Origin of the sequence: Bacillus sp. DC4300-2b2 (assembly GCF_049895685.1) — a bacterium.
Classification (GTDB): Bacteria; Bacillota; Bacilli; order Bacillales; family Bacillaceae; genus Bacillus; species Bacillus safensis.
In genome coordinates, this window is sequence record NZ_JAFCSW010000003.1 from 785,245 (window position 1) to 811,270 (window position 26,026).

The following is a 26,026-nucleotide window of genomic DNA, read 5'->3' on the forward strand; positions in this document are numbered from 1 at the left end:
ATGACAAACATGACAAATGTCATATTGAATACATGATGGGTGCTACTATGAGCATGACACCTTTCCTTCTATACTTGGAAGTAGAAAGAAACGGAAAGGACTTGAACGTTCATGACGACTTCAACAAACACAAAGCAGCAAGCCACTTTAAGAAAACAAGTGGGTCAATTCTCTGGTGCTGATTCGAAAAAAAGTATCATTCAACTCTTTAATACATTCATTCCATTTTTAGGGCTTTGGTTTCTTGCCTATTATAGCCTGAATATCTCCTACCTTTTAACCCTCTTCTTTGCGGTTATTGCAGCTGGGTTTTTAGTACGTGTCTTTATTATTTTTCACGACTGCTGCCATCAATCCTTTTTTAAACAGAAGCCGCTAAATCACCTGTTCGGCTTTTTAACGGGCGTACTCACCCTTTTCCCTTATCTTCAATGGCAACGAGATCATTCAATTCACCATGCCACAAGCAGTAATTTAGACAAACGAGGTACTGGCGACATTTGGCTATTAACAGTCAAAGAATATCAAGAAGCATCAGCATGGACGAAATTTCGCTACAGATTTTATCGTAACCCTTTTGTGATGTTTATTTTAGGACCGATCTTTGTCTTTCTCTTAAAAAACCGTTTCAACGTCAAAAATGCTCGTAAAAAAGAGCGTTGGAACACGTATTTCACAAACGTGAGCATCATTGCGTTAGCAGCCGCAACATGTCTTCTTTTTGGCTGGCAGGAATTCCTGCTTGTCCAAGGTCCGATCTTCCTAATCTCAGGATCTATCGGTGTATGGTTGTTTTATGTACAGCATACGTTTGAGGATTCTTATTTTGAAGCAGATGAACATTGGAACTATGTGCAGGCAGCTGTTGAAGGAAGCTCTTTTTACAAATTACCAAAGCTTCTTCAATGGTTAACAGGTAATATTGGTTACCATCATGTCCATCATTTAAGCCCAAGAGTACCGAATTATCATTTAGAGCATGCCCATGAGCAAAGTGAACCGCTGCAAAATGTCCCAACCATTACATTAAAAACTAGTATTGAATCCATGAAATTTAGATTGTGGGATGAAGAAACGAAAGCATTCGTTACCTTCAAAGAGGCAAGGCAATCTAAGAAGATGAACGTCCCTGTAATCAAAGGAGACATTCTGAAGAAAAATGCATAATTGGTTCAAGCTCTTTCTTACACTAGAAGGAGCTTGTTATCATTTACAGGATGCAGCCGCATGTTGAATTTGATAAAGTAAGGAAAAAGAATGAAAAAGGTGGCACACGGATGAAAAAACAGTTTAAAATTCAAAAATTGCATGGGATTTCCCCTTATATATGGGCCATTTTTTTCATCCTGCCCTTCTATTTTATCTTTAAGACACCTTCGACTTTAGGCATTGTGATCGGGATTATTTTGAACGTCGTCTTTTTCGCTGTGTATCGTTTTGCCTTTGTCGCAAAAGGCTGGTCTTTATATGTCTTCGGTCTTTTATTGATCGGTATTTCAACTGGTTATGTGATGCTCTACAGCTATATTTATTTCGCTTTTTGCATCGCCTATTTTAACGGACATATCAAACGAAAAATCCCCTTCTATATCTTGTACTATATCCATCTGGCGAGCGCCGCCGTGGCAGTGAACTTTAGTTTGATCTTAAAAAAGGGCTGGTTTCTTACACAAATTCCTTTTGTCGTCATCACACTGATTAGTGCCATCCTTCTTCCCCTAAGCATTCGAAGCAGGAAGGAACGTGAACGGCTTGAGGAGAAATTAGAATATGCCAATGAACGAATTGCTGATCTTGTGAAGCTTGAAGAAAGGCAGCGCATTGCACGCGACCTGCATGACACCCTTGGACAAAAGCTTTCTTTGATCGGTTTAAAAAGTGATCTTGCCCGTAAACTCGTGTATAAAGATCCTGAACAGGCTCGTGCCGAACTCAAAAGCGTTCAGCAGACCGCCAGAACGTCTCTCAATGAAGTGCGGAAGATTGTTTCCTCCATGAAGGGCATTCGAATCAAAGATGAAATATCAAACATTGAGCAAATTCTCGAAGCAGCTGGAATTGAATTGATCTATGATGAAAAAGAAGCACCGAAACACATCTCACTTCTGAACGAAAATATTGTGAGCATGTGCATCAAAGAGGCGGTGACGAATGTCGTCAAACATAGTGGCGCAACGGTTTGTAAAATCACCATTCACCAAAAATCAAAGGAAGCGATCATCACCGTTGAGGATGACGGAACATTTAAAGAAGACTATCCATCCTCTCAAACGAAGGGACACGGCCTTTTAGGAATAAGAGAAAGATTGGAATTTGCAAATGGCCGTCTGCGTATTGAGACAAAGGATGGGACAAAGCTCATTATGACCATTCCAAATGACTCAGCAGCAAAAGAAAAGGAGGTAATGAAATGATCAACATCTTTATCGCAGAAGATCAGCAAATGCTGCTTGGTGCACTCGGTTCACTTCTCGATTTAGAAGACGATATGACGGTTGTTGGGAAAGGGACGAATGGCCAAGATGCCATCAATTTTGCCAAAACACACCCTGTTGATATTTGCTTAATGGATATTGAAATGCCGGGAAAATCCGGACTGGATGCAGCGGAAGAGCTCAAAGGATCTGATGTGAAAATCATCATTTTGACGACCTTTGCCCGCTCTGGTTATTTCCAAAGAGCGTTAAAAGCTGGCGTCAGCGGCTATATGCTGAAAGACAGCCCCAGCGAGGAACTCGCAAGTGCGATTCGCAGTGTGATGAAAGGGAAAAAGGTGTATGCCCCTGAATTGATGGAAGACTTATATAGTGACGAAAACCCTTTAACAGAGCGAGAGAAATCGGTTCTTGAACTCGTCGCAGACGGTAAAAACACAAAAGAAATTGCAAAAGAACTCAGCATTAAAAGCGGCACTGTCCGGAACTACATTTCCATTATTTTAGATAAGCTAGAAGTGAAAAACCGCATCGAGGCCATTACCCGCTCAAAAGAAAAAGGCTGGTTTAAATAAGAAAAAAGATCAGGACACATGCTGCCTTGATCTTTTTTTTATCGAAAATCCCCCTTTATTTTTTATTACCAGCTATCAAAATGTCATTGACAACAGCCCACAGTCCTATGATATGATATCCAAGTGATAATAATTATCATTATCACTAATACAACCAATATCCGGCTTATGTGCCGATTTCAAAGGAGTCTACATTCATGAAGAAAATATTGTTTCCTCTGATGCTCATCTTCGTACTTGCATTGAGCGCATGTGGCAATAGCAGCAGCTCTTCCTCAAATAAAGGAAATCAATCAACATCATCAGACAAAATTACATATCAATCTGAAAATGGCCCTGTAAAGCTGCCAGCGCATCCAAAACGTGTTGTTGTTCTTGGTTCTTACACAGGGAATGTCATGTCACTTGGTGTGAACCTTGTCGGCGTTGACTCTTGGTCCAAAAAGAATCCGCGCTTCCAAAAGGAATTAAAAGATGTGGAAGAAGTATCGGATGCGAATGTAGAGAAAATCATGAAGCTAAAGCCTGATGTCATCATTGGCTTAAGCAATACTAAAAATGTAGAAAAACTCAAAAAAATCGCACCAACCGTTTTGTTTACGTATAACAAAGTGGATTACCTTCAGCAGCACATTGAAATTGGAAAAGTTTTAAACAAAGAAAAAGAAGCAAAAGCTTGGGTAAAAGATTTCAAAAAACGTGCAGATGAAGCTGGAAAAGAAATCAAAGCAAAAATCGGTAAAGATGCAACAGTTTCTGTCTTTGAAAGTGGCACAAAAGAGCTCTACGTCTTTGGAGATGCATGGGGCCGTGGAACAGAAATTCTCTATCAAGCAATGAAACTGAAAATGCCTGAGAAAGTGAAAGAAAAAGCATTAAAAGCCGGCTACTACGCTGTTTCGCAGGAGGTCATCCCTGAATTTGCTGGTGACTATATGATCATTAGTAAAAACAGCGAAATGGACAATTCTTATCAAAACAGTGAAATTTACAAGTCCATCCCAGCTGTCAAAAAACATCGTGTGTATGAGGCCAATGCAGAAGAATTCTATTTTAATGACCCGATCACACTTGAATACCAACTCTCATTCTTTAAAAAGCACTTTTTAGGTAAATAAGCTGAAGCAAGGGATCTCTTCCCTTGCTTTTTTCTTGTCTACTTCTAGCGGCAGCGCTTTTTTTCCGCTACAATGACATACAAGCGAATACAAAAAGTGTGGTGCTGATTTTGTTTAAAATTTTACTGATTGAAGATGATACAACCCTCTTCCAAGAAATCAAAGAACGTCTAGTCAACTGGTCCTATGATGTCTATGGGATTCACGATTTTAACCAGATTCTGCAGGAATTCACATCTGTCCAGCCTGATCTCGTCATTATTGATATACAGCTGCCAAAATACGATGGCTTTCACTGGTGTCGGATGATTCGGCATCATTCAAATGTTCCAATCATCTTCCTTTCCTCAAGAGATCACCCTGCTGATATGGTCATGTCGATGCAGCTCGGAGCCGATGATTTTGTACAAAAGCCCTTCCACTTTGACGTGCTCATTGCCAAAATTAGTGCTGTTCTTCGCCGCGTGCATGATTATAATGCAGAACCGGCCAGCCTAAAGGTGTGGTGCGGTGCTGCCATCGACCTAGAAAAAAACACCGTAACAAATGATCACGGCGAGGTTGAATTAACAAAAAATGAGTTATTTATTCTCAAGGAATTGATTCAGCATAAAAATCATATCGTCAGCCGGGAATCACTCATTCAAGCATTGTGGGAGGATGAACGATTTGTCAGTGACAATACACTGACTGTAAACGTCAACCGGCTCAGAAAAAAACTAGACGAGATCTCCCTTGGCGCCTTCATTGAGACAAAAGTGGGTCAAGGCTATCTTGCAAAAGAAAAGGATGATCAATGATGCTGCAAGCATTTTTAAAAGAACGAAGAAGCTGGATTCTTTTCTTTCTTAGTTTGCAGCTCCTCATTCTATTTGTTGCTTATTTGGATACGACTATTCCAATTGCTTCTCTTTTTTATATTGTGCTATTGTCTACGTTTCTCATGATTGTCTTTCTCTTTTTCCGATACCGAAAAGAAACGGCTTATTACGAGAGGCTGAAAGAATGGGATGATGACATTGAGCATCAAATGAGGCTAACCCCCTCTTCCCCATTTGAGCAGCTCATACATGATGCGACGTCAGAGCAAATTGCACGCTACCGGCAGATGGCAGCAGAGCAGAAAATCGCTCTTGAAGAAGAAAAAGATGAATTGCTCTCTTGGATACACGAGGTCAAAACACCGCTTACAGCGATGCGCTTAATGATTGACCGATTAACAGATCAGCCGCTGAAATCAAATATGACGTACGAGTGGCTCAGAATACATTTATTACTTGATGCCCAGCTGCACCAAAGCAGAGTACGTCATATCGAAAATGATTTATTCATTGAAAAGCTGGACCTGCAAAGCATCATCGCAAAGGAAATCAAAGCGCTCCAATCATGGTGCATGCAAAAAGGAATCGGCTTTGAGCTGGCGCTGGAGGAACGGACCGTATTAAGTGATATAAAATGGTTATCCTTTATGATCAGACAGGTACTCACAAATGCAGTCAAATACAGCCATTCATCTGATATTGTCATTAAGAGCAAGCAAATAAATGACCAAGTCATGCTGACAATCACAGATCAAGGCAGAGGCATTGATTCAAGAGACATCTCTCGTATTTTTGAAAAGGGCTTTACCTCGACAAGACATCACAATGACACCGCCTCTACAGGAATGGGACTCTATTTAACGAAAAAAGGAGCTGACGCTCTTCATATCACGATCGAGGTCAACTCCACGATAGATCAAGGTACAACCTTCACCTTCACCTTTCCGAAAAAGAATGATTTTGTTCATATTGCGAGCATGTGACAACAATGTCACATGCTCGTCTGTTTTGTTCGCCAAATCGAAGGACGTCTGGCAGGCTTCTTTTTATACTAGAGTTATCAATTAAAAGAAAAAGGGGTTCAGCAAATGAACATTTTAGAAGCTCGTAAAATTTATAAAAGCTACGGAAATAAATTCAATAAACAAGAGGTGCTGAGTGGTATTGATTTAACCATTGAAGCCGGGGAATTTGTTAGTATCATGGGGCCATCAGGCTCGGGGAAAACAACTCTTCTGAACGTATTGTCGTCTATCGATCATGTGTCCAGCGGATCCATTCGTATTGCAGATGCTGAGATGACCCAAATGAAGGATCAGCAGCTTGCGGAATTTAGAAAAAAGCAGCTTGGCTTTGTTTTTCAAGATTATAATTTACTTGATACACTCACAGTCAAAGAAAACATCCTTTTGCCTTTATCCATCTCCAAAACGCCAAAAAAAGAAGCTTTTGAACGTTTTCAACAGCTTGCAGAAGACATGGGGATTTATGAACTAAGAGACAAATACCCGAACGAACTCTCTGGCGGACAAAAGCAACGGACATCGGCGGTTCGTGCCTTCATTCATGAACCAAGTCTTATCTTCGCTGATGAACCTACAGGGGCACTTGATTCCAAATCTGCATCTGACCTGCTCAACAAACTGCAAGATTTCAATCGTAAACGAAAAGCGACCATTGTGATGGTGACACATGATCCTGTCGCAGCCAGCTATTCAAGCCGCGTCATTTTTATCAAGGATGGACAGATTTATACACAGTTGAATAAAGGCGCTTTAGAAAGAAAAATGTTTTTCGAGGATATTATGAAAACGCAAGGTGTCTTAGGCGGTGTGAAGCATGAACATTAATCAGCTCATCTTCCGTAACCTGAAGAAAAATTTGAAGAATTACTATTTATATGTGTTTGCTCTCGTGTTTAGTGTGGCGCTCTATTTTTCCTTTGTCACCTTGCAGTACTCACCAGCACTTGATGATGTAAAAGGCTCCATTAAAGGCGGTGCTTCGATTAAAGCCGCTTCAGTTCTGCTTATAGCCATCGTCGGTATTTTCCTGCTATATGCGAATAGCATTTTTATTAAACGCAGAGGAAAAGAAATAGGTCTCCTGCAGCTCATAGGTATGACGAAACAAAAAATTTCCAGACTGCTCAATGCAGAGAACTTTATCCTATACGTGACAGCCATGACTATCGGCATCATTGCCGGCTTTATCGGTTCAAAGCTGATGCTGATGGTGTTATTTAAAGTGACTGGTGTTAATGCCATCGCCAATCTGCATTTTTCAGGCATGGCCCTTCTGCAAACACTCATTGTCTTTTTCATCATCTATGGATTGATTATGCTGAGAAATAGACGCTTTATTAATAAACAGACGATTTTATCTTTGTTTAGAACAACGTCTTCGACAGAACAGCGTGTGAAAAAGATCTCTGTGTTTGAAATCATCATTGGAGTTTTCGGTATTGTCTTGATCAGTTCAGGCTATTATATTTCTTCTAAGCTTTTTACCGGCTCATATACATCCATGCTTGAGTTACTTTTAGCCATGATTTATATTCTAGCCTCTGTCATCATCGGTACCTTTCTTTTTTATAAGGGCTCTGTTTCTTTCATTGCCAATATCGTACGTAAAAGAAAAAATGGCTATCTCGCCATTCATGAAGTCCTGTCTCTGTCATCCATTATGTTCCGGCTAAAATCAAATGCACTGCTTTTAACGATTATTACAACCGTATCTGCACTTGCCATCGGTTTGCTGGCCCTTAGCTACATTTCCTATTACTCAGCAGAAAAAACCGCTGAACAGCAAATTCCAGCTCATTTCGTCATGGGCTCAGAAAAAGAAGCAGCAACCTTCACTCGTGCACTTTCTGACAAACATATTGCTTATGATCAAAAGCAGGTCAAAGTGATTCAAGCGAAATTTGATGCGAAAAAAATAGTGGATTCAGAGTTGAAAAATATGAAGAATGATCCAGGCGTATTGACACTGCCTGTGATCAGTGAGAAAAACGCACCAAATATTCATGTGGAGAACAACGAAGTTATTTTAAGCGGCTACAGTGATCTATTAAAAAAATTCATGCCGATTCAAAGCTCAGGCGATGTGAAGCTTCTCATTAAGAAACCGCTTGATTTGAAAGTCATAGATATGAAGAAAGATTACCTCATTTCTTACAACTTCACTTTTGGCGGTCTACCAGTTGCCGTCGTGAGTCAAGATGTTTTTGAGCAGCTCGATCAACAGAAAGATCCAAAGCTACAGCTTGAGAATAACCAATATATCGCAGTCAATATAAAAGATGATAAAAATCTTGAACAAGCAAATAGCGTGTTTACATCTTTAAAACTAGGTGACAACAGCATGTCTCAACTAGCTTCAGCTCAGCAGCAAAAACAAACAATAGGACTAATGATGTTTGTGGTCGGGTTTTTAGGCCTTAGCTTCCTCGTCACATCTGGCTGTATTTTATACTTTAAACAAATGAATGAAAGTGAAGAGGAACAAAGCTCCTACACGATCTTGCGCAAGCTTGGTTTTACTGAGAAGGACCTGTTAAAAGGTATCAGGCTTAAACAGCTGTTTAACTTTGGGATTCCGCTCATCGTCGGATTGCTGCACAGCTACTTTGCTGTACAATCAGGCTGGTTTTTATTCGGCGGAGAATTGTGGACTCCAATGCTTATCGTTATGTCGATTTACACTGCCCTCTATTCTATCTTCGGATTCCTATCTGTCCAATATTATAAAAAAGTCATTAAAGAATCCTTGTAATCAATTCCCCATAGGCATCGCCTATGGGGTTATTTTATTTACGAAGGTGTCGATTCAAACTTGTGTGATAAAATATGGTCTCTTGCCGCATAAGCTTTTCGTTTGACCTCTTCTAGGTTCACACCGACAAGCTTTCCGTTCTGTTTCACTGCTTTTCCAGCCACATAAACAGAATCAACATTTGAAGGATGTGCCGTTTGAACAATCGCTCCAGCTGGATCTGTCATCGGAAGAAGATTCATGCTTGTCCGATCGATCAGAATAAAATCCGCTTCTTTCCCAGGTGTAAGCGACCCAATTTTATGATCAAGCTGTAATGCACAAGCACCATTGATCGTCGCAGCCTCAAGCATTTGATGAGCTGACAGCCCAAGTTCAGGTCCCGGCATGATCCCATCCATTAACAACGATTGATTTTGGATCGCGAGCTCTGCCTGAAGCCCGAATTTCATTTGAGCAAACAAATCTCCACCTGTCGCTGTCACTACGTCTACACCGAGCGTTGGAAGAACACCTTGTTCAATCGCAAGTCCTGTGACAGGATAACCGTGACCCATCATCATTTCAATTTCAGGGGTAATGGAGATGGAGCTTCCGCTGTCTGCCAGCATCTTCATTTGATCCGCATCGATTGCGTTAATATGCACCATGTTCAAATCCGGTCCGAGCAGCCCTGCTTTGTGAAGCCGCTCAATCGATCGATCCTCCGCTCCCCAATTTCCAAAGCCGATGTGCATACTGCATAGAGCATCTAGAGACCGGGCTGTTTCAATTTCAAATACCGACGTCTCCCATGAAGAAAACTCTGGACCACGAATCGCAAGTCCCATTGTTAAAAGCTGATCTGATGATTGAAAATGCGCTTTTTTCACATGTGCTGCGTCCTCCATATTGGTGAGCGTACTCTCTCTATCCCAATATTCAGCATCTCCAGAGGAACCAAAAGCAAAAACAGCTCGTATACCCGCATCTTTTAATCCTCCAATGAGCTCTTCTGTATGATCCATTGAATTGATCATCGTCCAATCTAAAAACGTGGTCACACCTGCATCTAAAGCCTCTAATGCCCCTAAATAATTGGCGATTCGATCGTCGGATGGGCGTCTCATTGCTCCATAGTTGCCATAATAGATTTTGCTTAAATATGTCTGCAAAGACCAATCTGTCCCTATGCCTCGGATGACAGACTGCCACACATGCCGATGTGTATCTACAAGACCTGGCATGATGACCATATCAGATGCATCCACAATGTCTGCATCACTTACTTCAATTGAAGGTCCAACTTCTAAAATGTGTTTCCCTTCAATTAATAAATCTCCCTTTTCAAGAAAACCTAAAGATGGATCAAGTGTTAAGAGTGCTGCATCTTTAAACAATGTTTTCTTCATCCATATCCCCCTTTCAAATGACGAGGATAAGTGACCCCGCCTCAATGTCATTTTAAAACAGAACAGGATCAAATTAGAAGAAAAGTGACTTATCAAAATATATTAAGAGCTGATGTTTCTGAAATAGTTGTATGTGCGCTTTAATTTGATGTCATGCTTCCCTTTTGGACTTTCCATCATCCCAAACTCAAAGAACTTCACAGGTTTGATTCCGACATATTGCAAGAGAGCTCGTTTCATTAACATCTTGTGCGCATTTTGTAAAAAGAACAAAGGGTAGTTGGTTGGTCCTTGCATTGTCGATACACAAACGGCACTTTTCCCTTTTAATAATCCTTCTGGCAGCAGACCACCTGCTTGACGATAAGCGAAATTCGCAGCAAACATGCGGTCAATAAAGCCAAGCAGCATAGCTGGCGGTCGCCCCCACCAAATGGGATAAACGAACACGATTTTATCCGCCCACTTGATCTTATCCTGATACTCGCGAATGTCAGGATCTTTATGCATATCACGTCTCTTTTTCTCTTCATTAAAAACAAGTACAGGATCAAATTTTTCTTGATATAAATCGATGATTTTCACTTCTTCAACGATTGGATTTTCTTCGCTGCCTCTAACAATTTCTTTAAAAAAAGCACCATTTAAACTATTGTGATGAGGGTGAGTATAAATAATGAGTACATTCATATTTTTCTCCTTTAGTTATCATTTGATAACAAAATGATACACCGCACCCAATTGGTTGTCAAATGATAATTGTTTTTTGATAATAAATTTGATATGTTACGTAGGAGGTGATCATCATGCAACATCCACATTTCTTCAAGGAATTCGTCTCATTTGCTTCTACTTTTTCAGAGTTAAAACATAATATGATGAGCAAAGTCAAACCACCAGAATTAACACCCTTACAATATTTAATTTTAGAGCAGCTAGCGGTCAGCGAACCGCTTACCCCTAGTGACATCGCAGACTGCCAGCATATGTCTCTTCCAAATGTCAGCAGAGAACTGAAAAAGCTGCAAGAAAAACAATTCATTGCTAGAGAAGAAGACCGTAATGACAAACGAAAGCATGTCATTATACTTTCTGACAAAGGCCGGGCCTGTATGAACGAAGCCTTCCAGCATATCGAAAGGATGCTAATAGATAGCCTATCTCCCTCAGATATAGAACAAATGGATGATATCGTACAAGCTCTCCGTCTATTAAATCAAACGATTTTTAAAAAATGACCTAAAAAAAGCATGAGCACTATGCTCATGCAGGATTGGGTTATTGTACTTCCAACACATAAAAAAGCGCTGGATCATTTCGTCCAAACTCTTCTTGTACCTTTACACAATCAATTGATATGCAATGTATAACGCAACCAGCCAGATCATGACCGCCGAAGCCTTATTGATACGGTTCATCCATTTGCCGTTTGTATCTAACTTCCCTAACATCTTCCCTAAAAGGGCAAGCCCAATAAACCATAACCAGGACACGATGATACAGGCAAGTGTGAACGCCAGCTTTTCTGCGCCGCTATATTGCAGCGAATTTGTCCCAATGACACCAATCGTATCGAGAATCGCGTGGGGATTTAAAAGAGAAACTGAACAAGCAAATACAATTTGTTTTCTTGCAGGCATTAATTTCTGCTTCTCTTGATCACCTGATGATGAGCTTGTGTTCCATACGGACCATCCCATATAAACTAAAAAACAAAAACCAACGATATAAAGACCAATTTGCAGCACTGGAATGGTAAACACCACAACAGAAACACCTACGACAGCTAAAGCAATTAAAAGTGTGTCACAAAGAGCAGCTGTGATGACGACAGGCATTGCTCGATATAATCGAGGCTGCAGCGCTCCTTGTTGAAATACAAATACATTTTGTGCGCCCAAAGGTAAAATGAGACCAAAGGCAAGTACAATTCCATGAATGATCGCAATCGACATCTACTAACATTCTCCTTTTTCAGAAATTCCTACATATTTTAACATAAAGCACCCTGCCTGCTTTCAACAAATTTAATTTTCCGTACAAAAAAAGCGCTGGATGCTTCCATCCAAACGCTTCTCATTTTTTCATTATTTACTTTTTCGTGCAAGCTCTCTTTCTCTCAGCTCTACACGGCGAATTTTCGCTGACGGTGTTTTTGGCAGTTCGTCAATGAATTCGATTTCTCTTGGGTATTTGTACGGTGCTGTTGTGTTTTTCACATGTGTTTGCAGCTCTTTGATCAGTTCATCACTTTGCGCAGTTCCATCACGAAGGACGACGTATGCTTTCACGATTGATCCTCTGATTTCATCTGGGCTCGCCACAACTGCACATTCCTTCACTGCTGGATGCTTGATCAGCGCATCCTCTACTTCAAACGGTCCAATCGTATAGCCTGAGCTGACAATGATGTCATCTCTGCGGCTTTCAAACCAGAAGTACCCATCTTCGTCTTTTTTCGCGCGGTCACCCGTAATAAAGTAATTGCCTCGGCGCTGCGCCTTTGTACGCTCTTCGTCTTTATAGTATTCCTTAAATAGAGCCGGTGTTTCGAGATGAACCGCAATGTCACCAATCTCTCCAGGTGGGCAGACGTTTCCGTCCTCATCAATGATATCTACTTCATTTCCAGGAGTTGGTTTCCCCATACTTCCTGGCTTGATATCCATTCCTTTTAGCACCCCTACAAGCAGTGTGCTTTCAGTTTGGCCATAGCCGTCTCGTACTTCTATATCAAAATGCTTTTTGAATGTATCAATGACTTCACGGTTCAGCGGTTCTCCCGCAGAAACAGCACTATGCAGCTTCGGCAGCGCGTACTGACTCAAATCATCTACTTTTGCCATAAAGCGATATTCTGTCGGTGTACAGCATAGGACATTGATTTCATTTTTTTGAAGCAGCTCTAAGTATGTATTTGGATTGAATTTTCCTCCATATACAAAGCCTTCTGCTCCACTTCCTAACACAGATAAGAGGGGACTCCACACCCATTTTTGCCAGCCTGGTCCTGCTGTCGCCCATACTTTATCTCCTTCATTAATGGAGAGCCATGCTTTGGCAGCTGTGCGTAAATGTGCATACGCCCATCCGTGTGTATGAACAACCCCTTTTGGGTTCCCTGTTGTACCTGATGTATAGGATAAAAACGCCATGTCTGTGCGTTTTGTATCTGCCAATTCAAGTTCGTTTAATTGCTCTTCCTTTTGCGCTAGAATGTTTGTCCAGCCATGATCGTTTTCACCGATTGAGAATGTTTTAAAATCGTTCGGCTGTTTGGTTCCGTCGAACGATTGAATGAATGAAGAATAAACGATCGCTCCCTTTGCTTCTGCGTGTTCAATTCGGTAATCTAAATCTTTCGCACGCAGCATTTCAGAACAAGGAATCACGACCATTCCTGTTTTCAAAATCGCTAAATAAATGCTGTATGCCTCGAGCATGCGCGGCACCATCACAATGATTTTATCGCCTTTTTTGAAGCCTGCATTTAATAAAACATGTCCAATTTTATTTGCCTCTTCCACTAATGCTGCATATGTCACATGCGCTTCGTAGCCATTTCCGTCCTGCCAGTGCAGGGCCATTTTCTCCTGATCATGACTGAACGCTTCAATCTCACTGACTAAGTTATATTGTTCTGGTGCAATTAAGTCTTCTCTTTTCATGGTACAGCTCCTTTTAGCCTCTTTCTTATGAAACGAAACATGTTTCAATTTACCTATTCTAACACTCATAACTGAAAAATGCTTGAATTAGGACCTACTCCTAGTATTATGCCATAATTTTTTAAATCCGTCTCCTTTTTTAAAAATATTCTAACTATTTATATGTACAAAAAGAAAAGAGCGGGAATCATCCCGCTCATAAGCCATAGCTTTTAAATTGTGTGTCTTAGAAAGATCCGCCACCCATATGTTGTTGAGCGTAAGATACAAGACGCTTAGTGATTTCTCCACCAACTGATCCGTTAGCGCGAGATGTTGTTTCTGCACCAAGGTTTACACCAAATTCAGAAGCGATTTCGTACTTCATTTGGTCGATAGCTTGTGCAGCGCCTGGTACTAGTAATTGGTTAGAACTGCTTTGTCTGTTTTGTTGAGCCATGTGTTCTCACCTCCTTGTGAATATAGAATGTGTAGAAACACATGACTTCATGCGATTGATTTTATGGTAATTATTATGAAATTTTCGTTTTAGAATAAATCAGCGAATTCGTCTGCCGCTTTCTTTTCATTTGTCACAATAATCGTTTCAATTTGCTCTACTGCCTCATCCAGCATTGGCTCGAAATCAGCAAAGCTTTCGTAGCGTTCTACCTTCTCAAGCTTTGGTTTTGTTTTTGGGGACGGCGGCGTAAAGATCGTACAGCAATCCTCGAAAGGCTGAATGCTTGTATCGTATGTGCCAATTCTTCTCGCTTCATCAATAATGTCATTTTTATCGACAGCAATGAGCGGGCGGATGATTGGTGTATTGGTCACATGATTAATGGCATACATGCTTTCAAGTGTCTGACTTGCCACTTGTCCAAGGCTTTCTCCGGTAATAATCGCAAGGGCATCACGCTTTTCTCTTATTTTGTCAGCTATTTTCAGCATCATTCGTCTTGTTGATGTCATCGTATAGTTTTCAGGTACTTGTTTGTGGATCAGCTCTTGAATTTTTGTAAAAGGCACGATGTGAAGCTTCACTTCGCCTCCATATGCTGCTAGGCATTCTGCAAGATCAATGACCTTTTGTTTGGCACGTTCACTTGTATACGGCGGGCTAAAGAAATGCACAGCTTCAATTTCAATTCCGCGTTTCATTGCTTGATAGCCGGCAACTGGGCTGTCAAAGCCGCCTGAAAGCATGAGCATTGCTCTTCCGCTAGAACCAACCGGCAGGCCGCCTGCGCCTTTGACATCTTTAAATGTAATATACGTGGCTTGCTCTCTGATTTCGATGCGTAAATGCACATCCGGCTGTTTCACATTGACCGTTAAATTTTCCGTATTCCTTAGAACATGTCCGCCAATTTCGCGGTTCATTTCATTTGAATCAAGTTCAAATTGTTTATAAGAACGTTTCGTTGAGACTTTAAATGAATTCCCTTGTTCATACACTTCCTGTACCGCTGTTAGTGCCGCATCTTTAATCGCATCTAGATTCGTCTCACATTTAACCGCAAGACTAAAGCTCTGAATGCCAAATACACTTTTGAGCTGTTCAGAAATCGGTTCAGGGTCTTCTCCGTTCAGCATAATCGTGATACGGTCTCTATCAGATGCATACTTCAATGCTTCAAAATCCTTTAAGACGAACCGAATGTGCTGTCTTAGTTTTTCAATGAATTTCTTTCTATTCTTCCCTTTTGTTGAGATCTCACCAAAACGGACTAAAATATGATCATATTTCATGCTGTTATCTCATTCCTTTTAATTTTTTCACACTTTGTGTGATCGATGTGATGATCTGCGATGCAAGCTCTGGTCCTTGTCCATACGTCAAGCTGATTCTCATACTGCTTTTGGCCACTTCCTCTGGTTTTCCCATCGCCAGCAGTACACGGCTTGGCTCTTTTTTCTTGGCTGAGCAGGCAGAGGTTGTAGAAACATATATGCCTTCTTTTTCAAGCATATGGAGAAGGACTTCAATTTGAATACCCGGCACTGAAAAATTCACAATGTGCGGCGCACTTTGCGCCCTCGGTGTGTTCATCACAATACCTTCTATGTCTCCAAGCTGTTTTTGCAGCTGCGTTTTTAAGTTCAGCATCTCATCATGATGCTTGTCAAGCTGTTCAAATGATTGTTTCATGGCTTTTGCCAAGCTGACAGCTCCAGCAGGGTTTTCAGTACCTGAACGAAGCCCTAATTCCTGCTCTCCGCCTGTAATGAAAGGGGTGAGAATGACATCTTTCTTTAAAAAGAGTGCTCCTGTGCCTTTTAATCCATGAATTTTATGACCTGACATCGTCAAAAGATCTACATCCAGCTGTTTATTAAGTGCTACTTTGCACATTCCCTGCACCCCGTCGACATGAAAAAGCGCGTTTTCGGCATGCTCACGAATGATGCCAGCAGCTTCTTCAATTGGCTGGATGGCACCCGTTTCGTTATTGACGTGCATCATGCTGACAAGCACTGTATCAGGGCGAAGCACTTCTTTTAAATGCGTCATATCTGCATGGCCATGCTCATTTACTTGAATATAGGAGATGTCAAAGCCAAATAACGCCTTCAGCTGTTCAAACGATTCAATGACAGAAGGATGCTCAATTGCTGTCGTCACAATGTGCTTGCCACGATTCATTTTGGCAAGTGCTGCTCCTTTAATGGCAATGTTATTCGCTTCTGTAGCACCAGAAGTAAAAATAATCTCATATTGTTTTAAGCCCGTGTAGTGAAGCATTTGTTTTCTCGTTTCATTTAACAGCCGGCTTGCATCTATTCCGAGCTGATGAAGCGAAGATGGATTTCCAAAATAACGCTCACTCACTTGCTGATATACTTGTAAAACCTCAGGATAAGGCTTGGTTGTTGCACTATTATCAAGATAGATCATAAATGTAACTCCTTACAAAAAGCTTAAAAATAAATGCAATTATATGTTACCATAATAAAGTCAGACAGAGAATTTTCTGAAAATGGCAGTTGACAACTTTTCATTTTCACTATATCATCCATAGTGCAATTGTCACATAAACATTTAAATTGTCAGAATATTTTAACTTGACACACTACACTGATTGAGATTGAGGAGGGACTATTTTGAAAAATAGTTTAAGTATAAAAGAGACGATAGCCATTGGTCTAATGCTTTTTGCATTATTCTTTGGCGCAGGAAATATGATTTTCCCACCTGTTCTTGGACAATATGCAGGTGAGAATGTATGGCTCGCCATCGGTGGATTTTTACTCACAGGAGTAGGTCTTCCGCTTCTAGGGGTAATTGCAGTCGCACTGACAGGTACCGGTGCAAAAGGCCTTGCTGATAAAGCTCATCCTAAATTTGGCACCATTTTCACCGTCATTCTGTATTTGTCCATTGGACCTTTTTTCGCTATTCCGAGAACAGGTACGGTTTCGTATGAGATAGGATTAGCTCCTTTCCTGTCAAGTGCACAATCTACTTCATGGGTACCGCTATTCATCTTTACCGTTGTGTTTTTCGCCATTTCATATCTGCTCGCGTTAAATCCTTCAAAGCTGGTTGATCGAATTGGTAAAATTTTAACTCCGATCTTATTAACGGTTATTGCCATTATTGTCATTAAAGCCATTGCTACGCCAATGGGAATGATCGGTGCTCCTGATGAAACATATAAAGCAAACCCGCTCTTCACTGGCTTTTTAGAAGGCTATAAAACAATGGATGCTCTTGCTTCTATCGTTTTTGGGATCGTCGTGGTAACAGCTGTTAAAGACAGAGGCATTACGGAGCGTAAATCTCTTGCAGCAGCTTGTATTAAAGCAGGAGTCGTGGCTGCTATTGGACTGGCACTCGTGTACATTTCACTTGCCTATGTGGGTGCTTCAAGTACCGATGCAACGGGAATGGTTGGAGCAAATGACGGCGGCAAGCTTCTTTCACTTTCTGCCAACTTTTTATTCGGTTCTGCTGGTAACATTGTACTTGGCGCAGCTATTTTATTTGCTTGTTTAACGACGAGTGTTGGACTTATTTCTTCTTGTGGGGAATATTTTTCAAAGCTTTTCCCTAGCTTTTCTTATCGTACAGTCGTTCTAATTGTTTCTTTATTTAGTACACTGGTTGCAAACCTTGGATTGGCACAAATTATTTCTCTATCTGTTCCAGTACTTGTGACCATCTATCCATTGGCCATTGTCATTATTTTATTGTCATTCCTTGACCGCTGGATTAACGGTAGAAGACTCATTTATATCGTATCTCTCATCTTTACTGGTTTCTTTGCCATCATTGATGGATTATTAGCAGCCGAAGTCAATCTAGGCGGCTTACCTAAGATCTTAGGTTCAATCGTTCCGTTTTACGATTTAGGGATTGGCTGGATTGTACCAGCTATTCTCGGTGCTGTGATTGGTTTACTTATTTCGATGTTTACCAGTCCGACGAAACAGCTCGCCTCCTAGTTATCGTGAACCAAAACATCCTCTTCTTCTGTGGAAGGGGATGTTTTTTTATTGTTCTTCATATACTAAAATAGAAAAATTCATGACTTTTGTACGAAAACACATGTTGACATCAGGCGTACATCCTTTATAATTAGTGAATGTTAATGATGAACGGTTACTTAGCAACTAATTAACAGAATATTTCAACATAACAATGGAGGCTTTAAATGCAATGAAGGCAACTTTGTCGACGAAAGATACGATTATCATAGGTTTTATGCTGTTTGCTCTATTTTTCGGCGCCGGTAATATGATTTATCCACCAGAACTTGGGCAATATGCTGGGCAAAATGTGTGGAAAGCAATGGGCGGATTTTTATTAACAGGCGTCGGTTTACCTCTTCTAGGGATTATTGCGATCGCTTTAACAGGTCGAGATGCGAAAGGATTAGCTGATAAAGCCCACCCGGCTTTTGGAACAGCGTTTACTGTCATTTTATATTTATCTATCGGGCCTCTTTTCGCTATTCCTCGTACAGGAACGGTTTCATATGAAATTGGTGCATTACCCTTTTTAGCAGGTGTACCAGCTTGGCTTTCACTTCTTGTATTCACACTTGTCTTTTTTGGTATTACTTATTATCTTGCTCTAAATCCAACGAAGATTGTGGATCGTGTAGGAAAAGTGTTAACACCGATTAAATTTACGATTATTTTTATTATTATTGTCAAAGCCATTCTAACGCCGATGGGCGTCATTGGCACACCTGATGTCTCTTACAGCAACGGGTCATTTTTCAAAGGATTTCTAGAGGGCTATAAAACAATGGACGCTCTTGCTTCTATTGTGTTTGGAGTCGTTGTCATCAACGCCATTAAAGGACGCGGTGTGACAAGTAAAAAGGCGCTGACTTCTGCTTGTATCAAAGCGGGTCTGATTGCAGCTTGCGGATTAACATTTGTTTATCTATCACTTGCTTATTTAGGCGCTTCAAGTACTCACGCCATTGGGTTTGTTGGAGATGGTAGTAAAATCTTGGCGCAGTCTTCTCAATTCTTATTTGGCAGCTTAGGAAATATCGTGTTAGGCGCTGCAATTACGGTGGCTTGTTTAACGACAAGTATCGGTCTTGTTACATCATGTGGAGAGTATTTCTCGAATTTATTACCTAAACTTTCTTATAAAATGGTCGTTACACTCGTGACATTATTCAGTTTTATCATTTCAAATTTTGGACTTGCTCATATTATCGCTTTCTCTGTACCAGTGTTAACTGCCATCTACCCACTAGCAATTGTCATCATTGTTTTGTCGCTGGCAGATAAATGGCTTGGTCAAAGAAGACCTGTTTATGTCCTTACTTTGATTTTAACTGGCTGCGTCAGTTTGTTTGACGGCTTAGTAGCAGCGAAACTCCCGATTGGTCCAATAGAGAATCTCTTTCAAACAATCTTACCTTTATATGACCTCGGCATTGGCTGGGTTGTTCCTGCTATTTTCGGAGTAGTCATTGGGTTTGTTCTTTCTCTTTTCACTTCTTCTGCCTCCCAAAAGCGGGAGAAACAAGCATCTTAACAGAAAAAGCTGAAGTCCATTTACAGGACTTCAGCTTTTTTATTGGTGCTGATATTGTTTGTCTTGCTGAGCTAAAAGCTTTTGGACAGATCCAGGTGATGCTTTTTCAACAGCTGCTGCTGCTACATCAAATGAACCGTTATAGTCATACGCATAAAATCTTCGCTCTGCCTCTTTTAATTGTTCTGAAAGAATATGATTTTGGCTTCTAAAACGATTACCGTATTGAATGATTCGTTCAATTTGATCCACTTTAGTGAGCATTTCTTCCGTCTCATCCACAACATGTCTCACTGTGTCAGAGGCTTCTTTTAATTGCTCATTCACGGCTGGCATGTTGAGCGGCAGGTTCTCAAGCTGCTCGTGCACTTGCTGAATCATCTCCTGCGCTTTTTCAGCCTGCTCTTTCATGTCAGCAGGTACACCTGGAATATTACTTTTTTGCAGCTGACGCACTGTATCTGTCAGCATCGTTTTGAGCTCAGCCAGTGTTTCTCTCGCTTGCAGCTCTTCTTTTCTTAATGATTGAAGGTGATCTTTAAACGTATCATGCAATGCTTTTGCATCATCGATAAAGGTTTCGAGCTGATTGATTTCATCCATTAATAATGAATATGCGACATGATCACGATCAAGCTTCTCTCGAATTTGTTTCATGAGCTTTTCAATTTCTTCTAAGCGTTTTTCGAACGCCTTCTGTTGATCAAGCTCTCCGGCTGTCAGTTTGTAGCTTTCTTTTACAAGAGCTGTTTCTGCCTTTGTTTGCGTGTGATCCTGCTCGAGTTTTTCAAATGCTTCCGTCAGCTCAGGCATTTTGCTTTTGATTTCCTGCCCTGCTTCTACTTCCGCTTCAAGCTGATCATACAGCGTCTGAATTGCATCATCAATCATTTGGAGAATGCTTGATGCTTCATCCAGATTGAGTTCATCAATCAGCAGTTTTTCCGCACGGGTCAGCTGTTTGTTTAAGTTCTCAAGCTCTTTAGTGATCTGGATGTGCTCGAGCTTGTAGCCTTTGTCTGTCATTTCTTTATATCCGTCTTTCAGCTTCGTCAGCTGGCCTGGTACGGTTTGTTTGCAGTCTGCAATGAGCTTCGGTACATCATTGATATACAGTTGAAGCTGATCGAGTCTGCGGTCTTGCTCAAGCAAAATCTTTCTTGCTTTCATGTAGTTTCCGTTTTCTGTCTCTTCCTCGTACTGCTTGATCCCTTCCCAGGCCTCATCTAAGTCCTGCTCCATTTTGTCATAAAGGGTGCCGTATAAATGGCTGTACGCAAGCAGATTTTTTCGAACTGTTTGATATTGTTCTTTGACCTTTTCAATGTCCTTGCGATTTTGCTCCTCGCTTGTGACAAGGTCTGCAATCTCTTTTAAAATGTCTTCAATGTTCGAATCAGCAGCACTCAGCAAGTCCTCAATGTGCGTAAGAACCTGCTTGGCTTTGGAGAATCGATATTTATCAGAATACTCTTCTGCATCATATAATAGCTCCTCTACCTTTGGAAGATGGGCTGTGACGATATCGTCCCACTCTGCACGCCATCTTTCAAAAAATTGCTCTGTTTCTCCGGTCATTTTTAAATGTTTGATTTTTGAAATTTCTTCTACAATTGATCTGTTTAAAATTTCAATTTTCCATGCTTCCAATCGGTCAATCTCTTTATATATATTTTTTCGCAGGAAATAACCGACTGAAAACAAAGCAAGCAAAATGACAATTAAACCGATGATTAACTCCATAATGAGCCCCCTTGTTGTGATCTAAGTGATGTCAGGGTAAAAGTGTCCCGAGTAGACCTGAGAACCCTTTCGTGTCCGCTTTGCATTTGTTTTTTATAAGCAGGATCGTATGTTTTCCAATACCATCCATTCACGGTTTTATGTATGTTTTTTCAAGAAAGTATTTGTGCGCTTTCTATCATTTGATCACACGTATCAATGTGACCTGCTTTTATGTATGCGGAAGCTGTCGTTTTCATTGTTATTATGATACCATGTAACCAGCATTTTTGGTCATGATTTTTCATTATTTTCGCTGATAAACATCACGTTTTTCAAAATATCGACAAGAGGTGACGACATGCTGAAACAAGATGCACATCTACATACACCGTTTTGCCCGCACGGTTCGCTTGATTCTTTTCATTCTTATATTGAAAAAGCCATCAAAAAGGGATTTGATTCCATAACCTTTACCGAGCATGCCCCGCTGCCTCCATCGTTCCAAGATCCAACACCTGAGCAGGATAGTGCCATGAAGCTCCAAGACCTTGAAGCGTATATCACGAAACTGGCTCAGCTGAAACAAGAATACAATGGACAATTAATAGTAAAAACTGGGCTTGAGGTTGACTTTATCAAAGAGTATGAAGAGGAAACAAGAACCTTTTTAGACTGCTACGGTCCAGAGCTAGACGACGCCATTTTATCTGTACACTTTCTTCCTGCTGGCGATGATTATATTTGCCTTGATTTTGACGAGCATGCCTTTCAGCAGCTAATAAGCATCTATGGCAGCATCGAACAGGTCTACCAAAGCTACTATGACCAAATTCATTCTTCTATTCTATCATCTTTAGGCCAATATAAGCCAAAGAGAATCGGTCATATCACCCTTGTCCAGAAATTCAAACAGCTTTTTCCATATGAAATGTCACCTGAACTTTGTCAAAAGGTCACCCTTTGCCTTGAAGAAACGGCAAAAAAAGGCATGTCCTTAGATTTTAATACATCAGGACTTCGTAAAACATATGCCAGAAGTATCTATTTAGATCCATGGATGATTGACCTTGCCAAAAAGAAAAAAATTCCGCTCATATTCGGCTCTGATGCCCATCAAGCGGAAGATCTCGGATATGCGTATAATCAATTCGAGGACATCATGAGGTTCAGATGAGAATCTAATGCCGGCTCTTTTGGTTCTAACAGATGATGAAGCGAGCGGCTCAGCTCCTTAAAGTACATTTGATAGAAATACGGCTCACTTGGGTTCAAATAAAGCACCTCTGTTAAATATTGCGGCTGTAAATATGGCATCATGAGAAGTGATTTCAGCTGAATCATAAAGGATGCGAGTGAAAGCTGCTCACAAATAACATGGGTGCTTTTTCCTTTTTCAATGATAAGCTGAAACAAATACTTTTCTTTTGTTAAATATGTAGACATGATTTCTCTGATGAGTGTCGAATCAATCGTCACCTCCCTATAAACAAAACGGGTTAATTGACGGTGCTTGTGCTGATAAGATAAAATATCAAAAACCACATGTAGTAAGCATTCTTTTGCCTGACGGGTTTCCATGTGATGGAGATGTGATTCAATCATGTGAATGTAGCCTTCATAAAAATCGGATACGAGCTGCTCAAGCAGCCCTCCTTTTCCTTGAAAGTAATAAGAAATGTGGGCAACGTTGACGTTTGCTTCCTTCGCAATCTCACGGACAGAGGTTCCAGAAAATCCTTTTTGGTTAAAAAGTCTGATGGCAGCATCCATAATACGGTCTTTTGTTTGCACGGTTGTTGATGTTTTCATCCGCTCACCCCTCTTCATGTGTACATACTTCAAGATGAAGGGAGAAGTTCCTTTTACAATTGCTCGACAAATCCCACATGCGAGACGCAAGTTATGTATTTTTAAGATAGAAAGTAGGAGATTTTCATGTTTCATGTCGAAAAACAGTCTGGCGATCCTTCAAAAGACTATCAATTGCTTGTCAAACAGGTAGAAGCCATTACAGATGGTGAACCTGATTTGATCGCCAACTTGGCAAATGCAGCTGCGCTGCTCTATCACTCACTTCCTGAAGTCAATTGGGCAGGGTTTTATTTAGCAAAGGACGGCGAGCTTGTGCTTGGACCATTTAACGGACTGCCTGCATGTGTGCGCATCCCTTCTGGAAAAGGCGTTTGCGGTACAGCGTTTGCGACAGGTGAAGTGCAGCGTATCGCTGATGTCCATGCATTCCCTGGACATATTGCCTGTGACGCCGCATCGCAATCTGAAATAGTCATTCCGCTCAAGGTCAATGGACAGATCATTGGGGTGCTCGATATTGACAGTCCTGTGAAAGACCGCTTCAGTGAAGTAGATGAGACGTACCTTATTCAATTTACAGACATTCTCCAACAGGCGTTATCCGTCTCTACGGATGCGTAATCATGCAGTAAAAGCAGGCACATTGTCTGCTTTTTTATGTTTCTTTATCATAATGGAGAACGTCTCCTTTGCCTCTAAATAGGTTGACTTCTCATACCCAGAGTCATATAATAGAGTTTGTGTGAAATATGGCAGCCTTTTTGTTCGGCTTTTTTGTATCATTTTGTTCCTTCTATATGAAGGTGCATCTTGTAACTCCCTGCTGCTGGAGCGAGGATGCATGAAAACATAATGACGAAAAAGAGGAAGAACAGACGGTTTTTATTTTTCACAAATAAAAACAATAAGGAGGAGTCACATTATGGCTCGCTATACAGGTCCAAGTTGGAAGATTTCCCGCCGTTTAGGCATTTCATTAAGCGGAACAGGTAAGGAACTTGAAAAACGCCCTTACGCTCCAGGCCCACATGGTCCAGGACAACGCAAAAAACTTTCTGAATACGGTTTACAATTACAAGAGAAGCAAAAGCTTCGTCACATGTACGGTGTCAACGAACGTCAATTCCGTACACTATATGACAAAGCTGCTAAACTTCCTGGTAAACAAGGTGAAAACTTCATGATCCTTCTTGAAACTCGCCTTGACAACCTAGTATACCGTCTTGGCCTTGCTCGTACTCGCCGCCAAGCTCGTCAGCTAGTAAACCATGGTCACATCCTTGTTGATGGAAGCCGTGTAGACATCCCATCTTTCTCTGTGAAACCAGGTCAAACGATTGCTCTTCGTGAGAAATCTCAAAACCTTGCAGTAGTGAAAGAATCAGTTGAAGTAAACAACTTCGTTCCTGAATACCTTTCTTTCGATGCTGAAAAGCTTGAAGGAACTTTCACTCGTCTTCCAGAGCGTTCTGAATTAGCGCCTGAAATCAGCGAACAACTAATCGTTGAGTTCTACTCTCGTTAATTTCATTACTTCTCTAAGAGAGAGCAAACAAACCCTAGATACCTTGATCATTCAAGGATTTCTAGGGTTTTTTGTTTGCTTTCTCCTAAGAACAAATGAATTTATATATTGGAAAACAAATCATGTACGAGACGAGCACCGGCCAAGACATCCAAGAAACGGCTGAAGAAGATATTCAAATGCAAAGCTCCTTTTGAGGGCTTCTAAAAGCATCTCTACACAATTAAATTAGTCTAATTTTTTAATAATAATAGAAGCGTTCACGTTTGTTTGGGTTCCTCCTGCTAGGGTTTGAAGAGTAACTGCTGCTGCTGAAGTATGGTTTACAAGAGTAAGCGTGTCACCCGCTGCTAGAGCAAGGATTGCCTGACCGTTATTCTGTTGAGTACCAGCTCCTGAACCATAAACTGTGTTCGTCACAGGACCTCCATTTACAAATAAGGTGAATTGATTTGGCTCTACGCCAGAAACTGAAAAAGTAACCTCATAATTTCCTGGATTGGTGACTATAATTTGAGAAGTTCCAGGGGCATGCGTAATACCAGCAGTAATAATTCCAGTTGAGTCAAAAATCACCGGGGCTTCTAAAGCTACTGTTTCAGCACTTAGATTGTATACATATGCAAATTCAGCTAGCCCTGCTCCTGTGGCGCCTGTTGCACCGGTCGCTCCCGTATCTCCTGTGGCACCGGTCGCTCCTGTGGCTCCCGTGGCTCCCGTATCTCCTGTGGCGCCTGTGGCTCCCGTGGCTCCTGTTGCACCGGTCGCTCCCGTATCTCCTGTGGCTCCTGTTGCTCCCGTATCTCCTGTGGCTCCTGTTGCTCCTGTGGCTCCCGTGGCTCCCGTATCTCCTGTTGCTCCCGTGGCTCCCGTATCTCCTGTGGCTCCTGTTGCACCGGTCGCTCCCGTATCTCCTGTGGCGCCTGTTGCTCCTGTGGCTCCCGTGGCTCCCGTATCTCCTGTGGCTCCTGTTGCACCGGTCGCTCCCGTATCTCCTGTGACACCTGTTGCACCGGTCGCTCCCGTATCTCCTGTGACACCTGTTGCACCGGTCGCTCCCGTATCTCCTGTGGCTCCTGTTGCACCGGTCGCTCCCGTATCTCCTGTGGCTCCTGTTGCACCGGTCGCTCCCGTATCTCCTGTGGCTCCTGTTGCACCGGTCGCTCCCGTATCTCCTGTGGCTCCTGTGG

The 26,026-nt window shown here is 41.3% G+C and carries 24 protein-coding genes; 14 read left to right on the plus strand and 10 right to left on the minus strand.

Annotation, left to right across the window (positions count from 1 at the left end; translation table 11 throughout):
- Positions 1-111 precede the first annotated feature (111 nt).
- The 8 genes from ACP69X_RS14005 (at position 112) to ACP69X_RS14040 (ending at position 8,726) form a co-directional block, all read left to right on the plus strand.
- Positions 112-1,167: a fatty acid desaturase gene (locus ACP69X_RS14005; RefSeq protein ID WP_041086616.1), complete on the plus strand. Its 1,056-nt coding sequence runs from the start codon at positions 112-114 to the stop codon at positions 1,165-1,167.
- A gap of 110 nt (positions 1,168-1,277) precedes the next feature.
- The gene (locus ACP69X_RS14010) at positions 1,278-2,414 is read left to right on the plus strand and encodes a sensor histidine kinase (protein ID WP_411242965.1); all 1,137 of its coding nucleotides are present in this window, start codon (positions 1,278-1,280) and stop codon (positions 2,412-2,414) included.
- A complete protein-coding gene (locus ACP69X_RS14015) occupies positions 2,411-3,010 on the plus strand; it encodes a response regulator transcription factor (protein WP_041086618.1) in 600 nt (199 codons plus the stop codon). The genes ACP69X_RS14010 and ACP69X_RS14015 overlap by 4 nt, the downstream gene beginning before the upstream one ends.
- Positions 3,011-3,207: 197 nt before the next feature.
- The gene (locus ACP69X_RS14020) at positions 3,208-4,128 is read left to right on the plus strand and encodes an iron-hydroxamate ABC transporter substrate-binding protein (RefSeq protein WP_041086620.1); all 921 of its coding nucleotides are present in this window, start codon (positions 3,208-3,210) and stop codon (positions 4,126-4,128) included.
- Between the two features lie 110 nt (positions 4,129-4,238).
- Entirely contained in the window at positions 4,239-4,928 is a 690-nt protein-coding gene (locus ACP69X_RS14025) for a response regulator transcription factor (RefSeq protein ID WP_426052766.1), read from the plus strand.
- Positions 4,928-5,932, plus strand: a complete 1,005-nt coding sequence (locus ACP69X_RS14030) for a sensor histidine kinase (RefSeq protein ID WP_411242969.1) — start codon at positions 4,928-4,930, stop codon at positions 5,930-5,932. The genes ACP69X_RS14025 and ACP69X_RS14030 overlap by 1 nt, the downstream gene beginning before the upstream one ends.
- Before the next feature lie 105 nt (positions 5,933-6,037).
- Positions 6,038-6,799 carry an ABC transporter ATP-binding protein gene (locus ACP69X_RS14035; RefSeq protein ID WP_024426158.1) on the plus strand — a complete coding sequence of 254 codons (762 nt, stop codon included), beginning with the start codon at positions 6,038-6,040 and terminating at the stop codon, positions 6,797-6,799.
- Complete coding sequence (locus ACP69X_RS14040) at positions 6,789-8,726, plus strand: ABC transporter permease (RefSeq protein WP_426052754.1); 1,938 nt, start codon at positions 6,789-6,791, stop codon at positions 8,724-8,726. Before ACP69X_RS14035 ends, ACP69X_RS14040 begins: the two co-directional genes overlap by 11 nt.
- A 38-nt stretch (positions 8,727-8,764) precedes the next feature.
- Here ACP69X_RS14040 and ACP69X_RS14045 read toward each other — a convergent pair whose 3' ends face one another.
- Entirely contained in the window at positions 8,765-10,117 is a 1,353-nt protein-coding gene (locus ACP69X_RS14045; RefSeq protein ID WP_426052755.1) for an amidohydrolase family protein, read from the minus strand.
- 102 nt (positions 10,118-10,219) lie between these two features.
- Complete coding sequence (locus tag ACP69X_RS14050) at positions 10,220-10,807, minus strand: NAD(P)H-dependent oxidoreductase (RefSeq protein ID WP_041086631.1); 588 nt, start codon at positions 10,805-10,807, stop codon at positions 10,220-10,222.
- A gap of 116 nt (positions 10,808-10,923) precedes the next feature.
- Here ACP69X_RS14050 and ACP69X_RS14055 point away from each other — a divergent pair, with 116 nt between their 5' ends.
- On the plus strand, positions 10,924-11,355 hold the full coding sequence (locus ACP69X_RS14055; RefSeq protein ID WP_041086633.1) for a MarR family winged helix-turn-helix transcriptional regulator: 432 nt from the start codon (positions 10,924-10,926) through the stop codon (positions 11,353-11,355).
- Between the two features lie 102 nt (positions 11,356-11,457).
- Here ACP69X_RS14055 and ACP69X_RS14060 read toward each other — a convergent pair whose 3' ends face one another.
- From ACP69X_RS14060 to ACP69X_RS14080, 5 genes are all read right to left on the minus strand, one after another.
- Positions 11,458-12,072: a LysE/ArgO family amino acid transporter gene (locus ACP69X_RS14060; RefSeq protein WP_426052756.1), complete on the minus strand. Its 615-nt coding sequence runs from the start codon at positions 12,070-12,072 to the stop codon at positions 11,458-11,460.
- Between the two features lie 132 nt (positions 12,073-12,204).
- Positions 12,205-13,785 carry an acyl-CoA synthetase MbcS gene (mbcS, locus tag ACP69X_RS14065; RefSeq protein ID WP_041086636.1) on the minus strand — a complete coding sequence of 527 codons (1,581 nt, stop codon included), beginning with the start codon at positions 13,783-13,785 and terminating at the stop codon, positions 12,205-12,207.
- A 226-nt stretch (positions 13,786-14,011) separates the two neighbouring features.
- Positions 14,012-14,224 carry an alpha/beta-type small acid-soluble spore protein gene (locus ACP69X_RS14070; protein WP_024424829.1) on the minus strand — a complete coding sequence of 71 codons (213 nt, stop codon included), beginning with the start codon at positions 14,222-14,224 and terminating at the stop codon, positions 14,012-14,014.
- Positions 14,225-14,313: 89 nt separating this feature from the next.
- Complete coding sequence (gene thiI, locus ACP69X_RS14075; protein ID WP_041086638.1) at positions 14,314-15,519, minus strand: tRNA uracil 4-sulfurtransferase ThiI; 1,206 nt, start codon at positions 15,517-15,519, stop codon at positions 14,314-14,316.
- A 4-nt stretch (positions 15,520-15,523) separates the two neighbouring features.
- The gene (locus tag ACP69X_RS14080; RefSeq protein ID WP_041086640.1) at positions 15,524-16,666 is read right to left on the minus strand and encodes a cysteine desulfurase family protein; all 1,143 of its coding nucleotides are present in this window, start codon (positions 16,664-16,666) and stop codon (positions 15,524-15,526) included.
- 206 nt (positions 16,667-16,872) lie between these two features.
- On the opposite strand from ACP69X_RS14080, the gene brnQ (ACP69X_RS14085) reads away from it, so the two are divergent.
- Together brnQ (ACP69X_RS14085) and brnQ (ACP69X_RS14090) are read left to right on the plus strand one after the other, a co-directional pair.
- On the plus strand, positions 16,873-18,216 hold the full coding sequence (gene brnQ, locus ACP69X_RS14085; protein ID WP_041086642.1) for a branched-chain amino acid transport system II carrier protein: 1,344 nt from the start codon (positions 16,873-16,875) through the stop codon (positions 18,214-18,216).
- Between the two features lie 214 nt (positions 18,217-18,430).
- Positions 18,431-19,774: a branched-chain amino acid transport system II carrier protein gene (brnQ, locus tag ACP69X_RS14090; protein ID WP_041086644.1), complete on the plus strand. Its 1,344-nt coding sequence runs from the start codon at positions 18,431-18,433 to the stop codon at positions 19,772-19,774.
- A 39-nt stretch (positions 19,775-19,813) separates the two neighbouring features.
- Here the strand turns inward: brnQ (ACP69X_RS14090) and ezrA are convergent, their stop codons facing one another.
- Positions 19,814-21,517, minus strand: a complete 1,704-nt coding sequence (ezrA, locus tag ACP69X_RS14095; RefSeq protein ID WP_411242976.1) for a septation ring formation regulator EzrA — start codon at positions 21,515-21,517, stop codon at positions 19,814-19,816.
- Positions 21,518-21,857: 340 nt separating this feature from the next.
- Here ezrA and hisJ point away from each other — a divergent pair, with 340 nt between their 5' ends.
- The gene (gene hisJ / locus ACP69X_RS14100) at positions 21,858-22,673 is read left to right on the plus strand and encodes a histidinol-phosphatase HisJ (protein WP_073978736.1); all 816 of its coding nucleotides are present in this window, start codon (positions 21,858-21,860) and stop codon (positions 22,671-22,673) included.
- On the opposite strand, the gene refZ is transcribed toward hisJ, so the two are convergent.
- On the minus strand, positions 22,643-23,308 hold the full coding sequence (gene refZ, locus ACP69X_RS14105; protein WP_426052757.1) for a forespore capture DNA-binding protein RefZ: 666 nt from the start codon (positions 23,306-23,308) through the stop codon (positions 22,643-22,645). The genes hisJ and refZ overlap by 31 nt on opposite strands.
- A 126-nt stretch (positions 23,309-23,434) precedes the next feature.
- On the opposite strand from refZ, the gene ACP69X_RS14110 reads away from it, so the two are divergent.
- Both ACP69X_RS14110 and rpsD read left to right on the plus strand, forming a co-directional pair.
- A complete protein-coding gene (locus ACP69X_RS14110; protein ID WP_041086650.1) occupies positions 23,435-23,932 on the plus strand; it encodes a GAF domain-containing protein in 498 nt (165 codons plus the stop codon).
- 301 nt (positions 23,933-24,233) lie between these two features.
- Positions 24,234-24,836 (plus strand): 30S ribosomal protein S4, encoded by a 603-nt coding sequence (rpsD, locus tag ACP69X_RS14115; protein WP_024424838.1) that lies wholly within the window; start codon positions 24,234-24,236, stop codon positions 24,834-24,836.
- A gap of 228 nt (positions 24,837-25,064) precedes the next feature.
- Here rpsD and ACP69X_RS14120 read toward each other — a convergent pair.
- Positions 25,065-26,026: BclA C-terminal domain-containing protein (locus ACP69X_RS14120; RefSeq protein WP_426052758.1), on the minus strand; the 962-nt coding region annotated here is incomplete at its 5' end.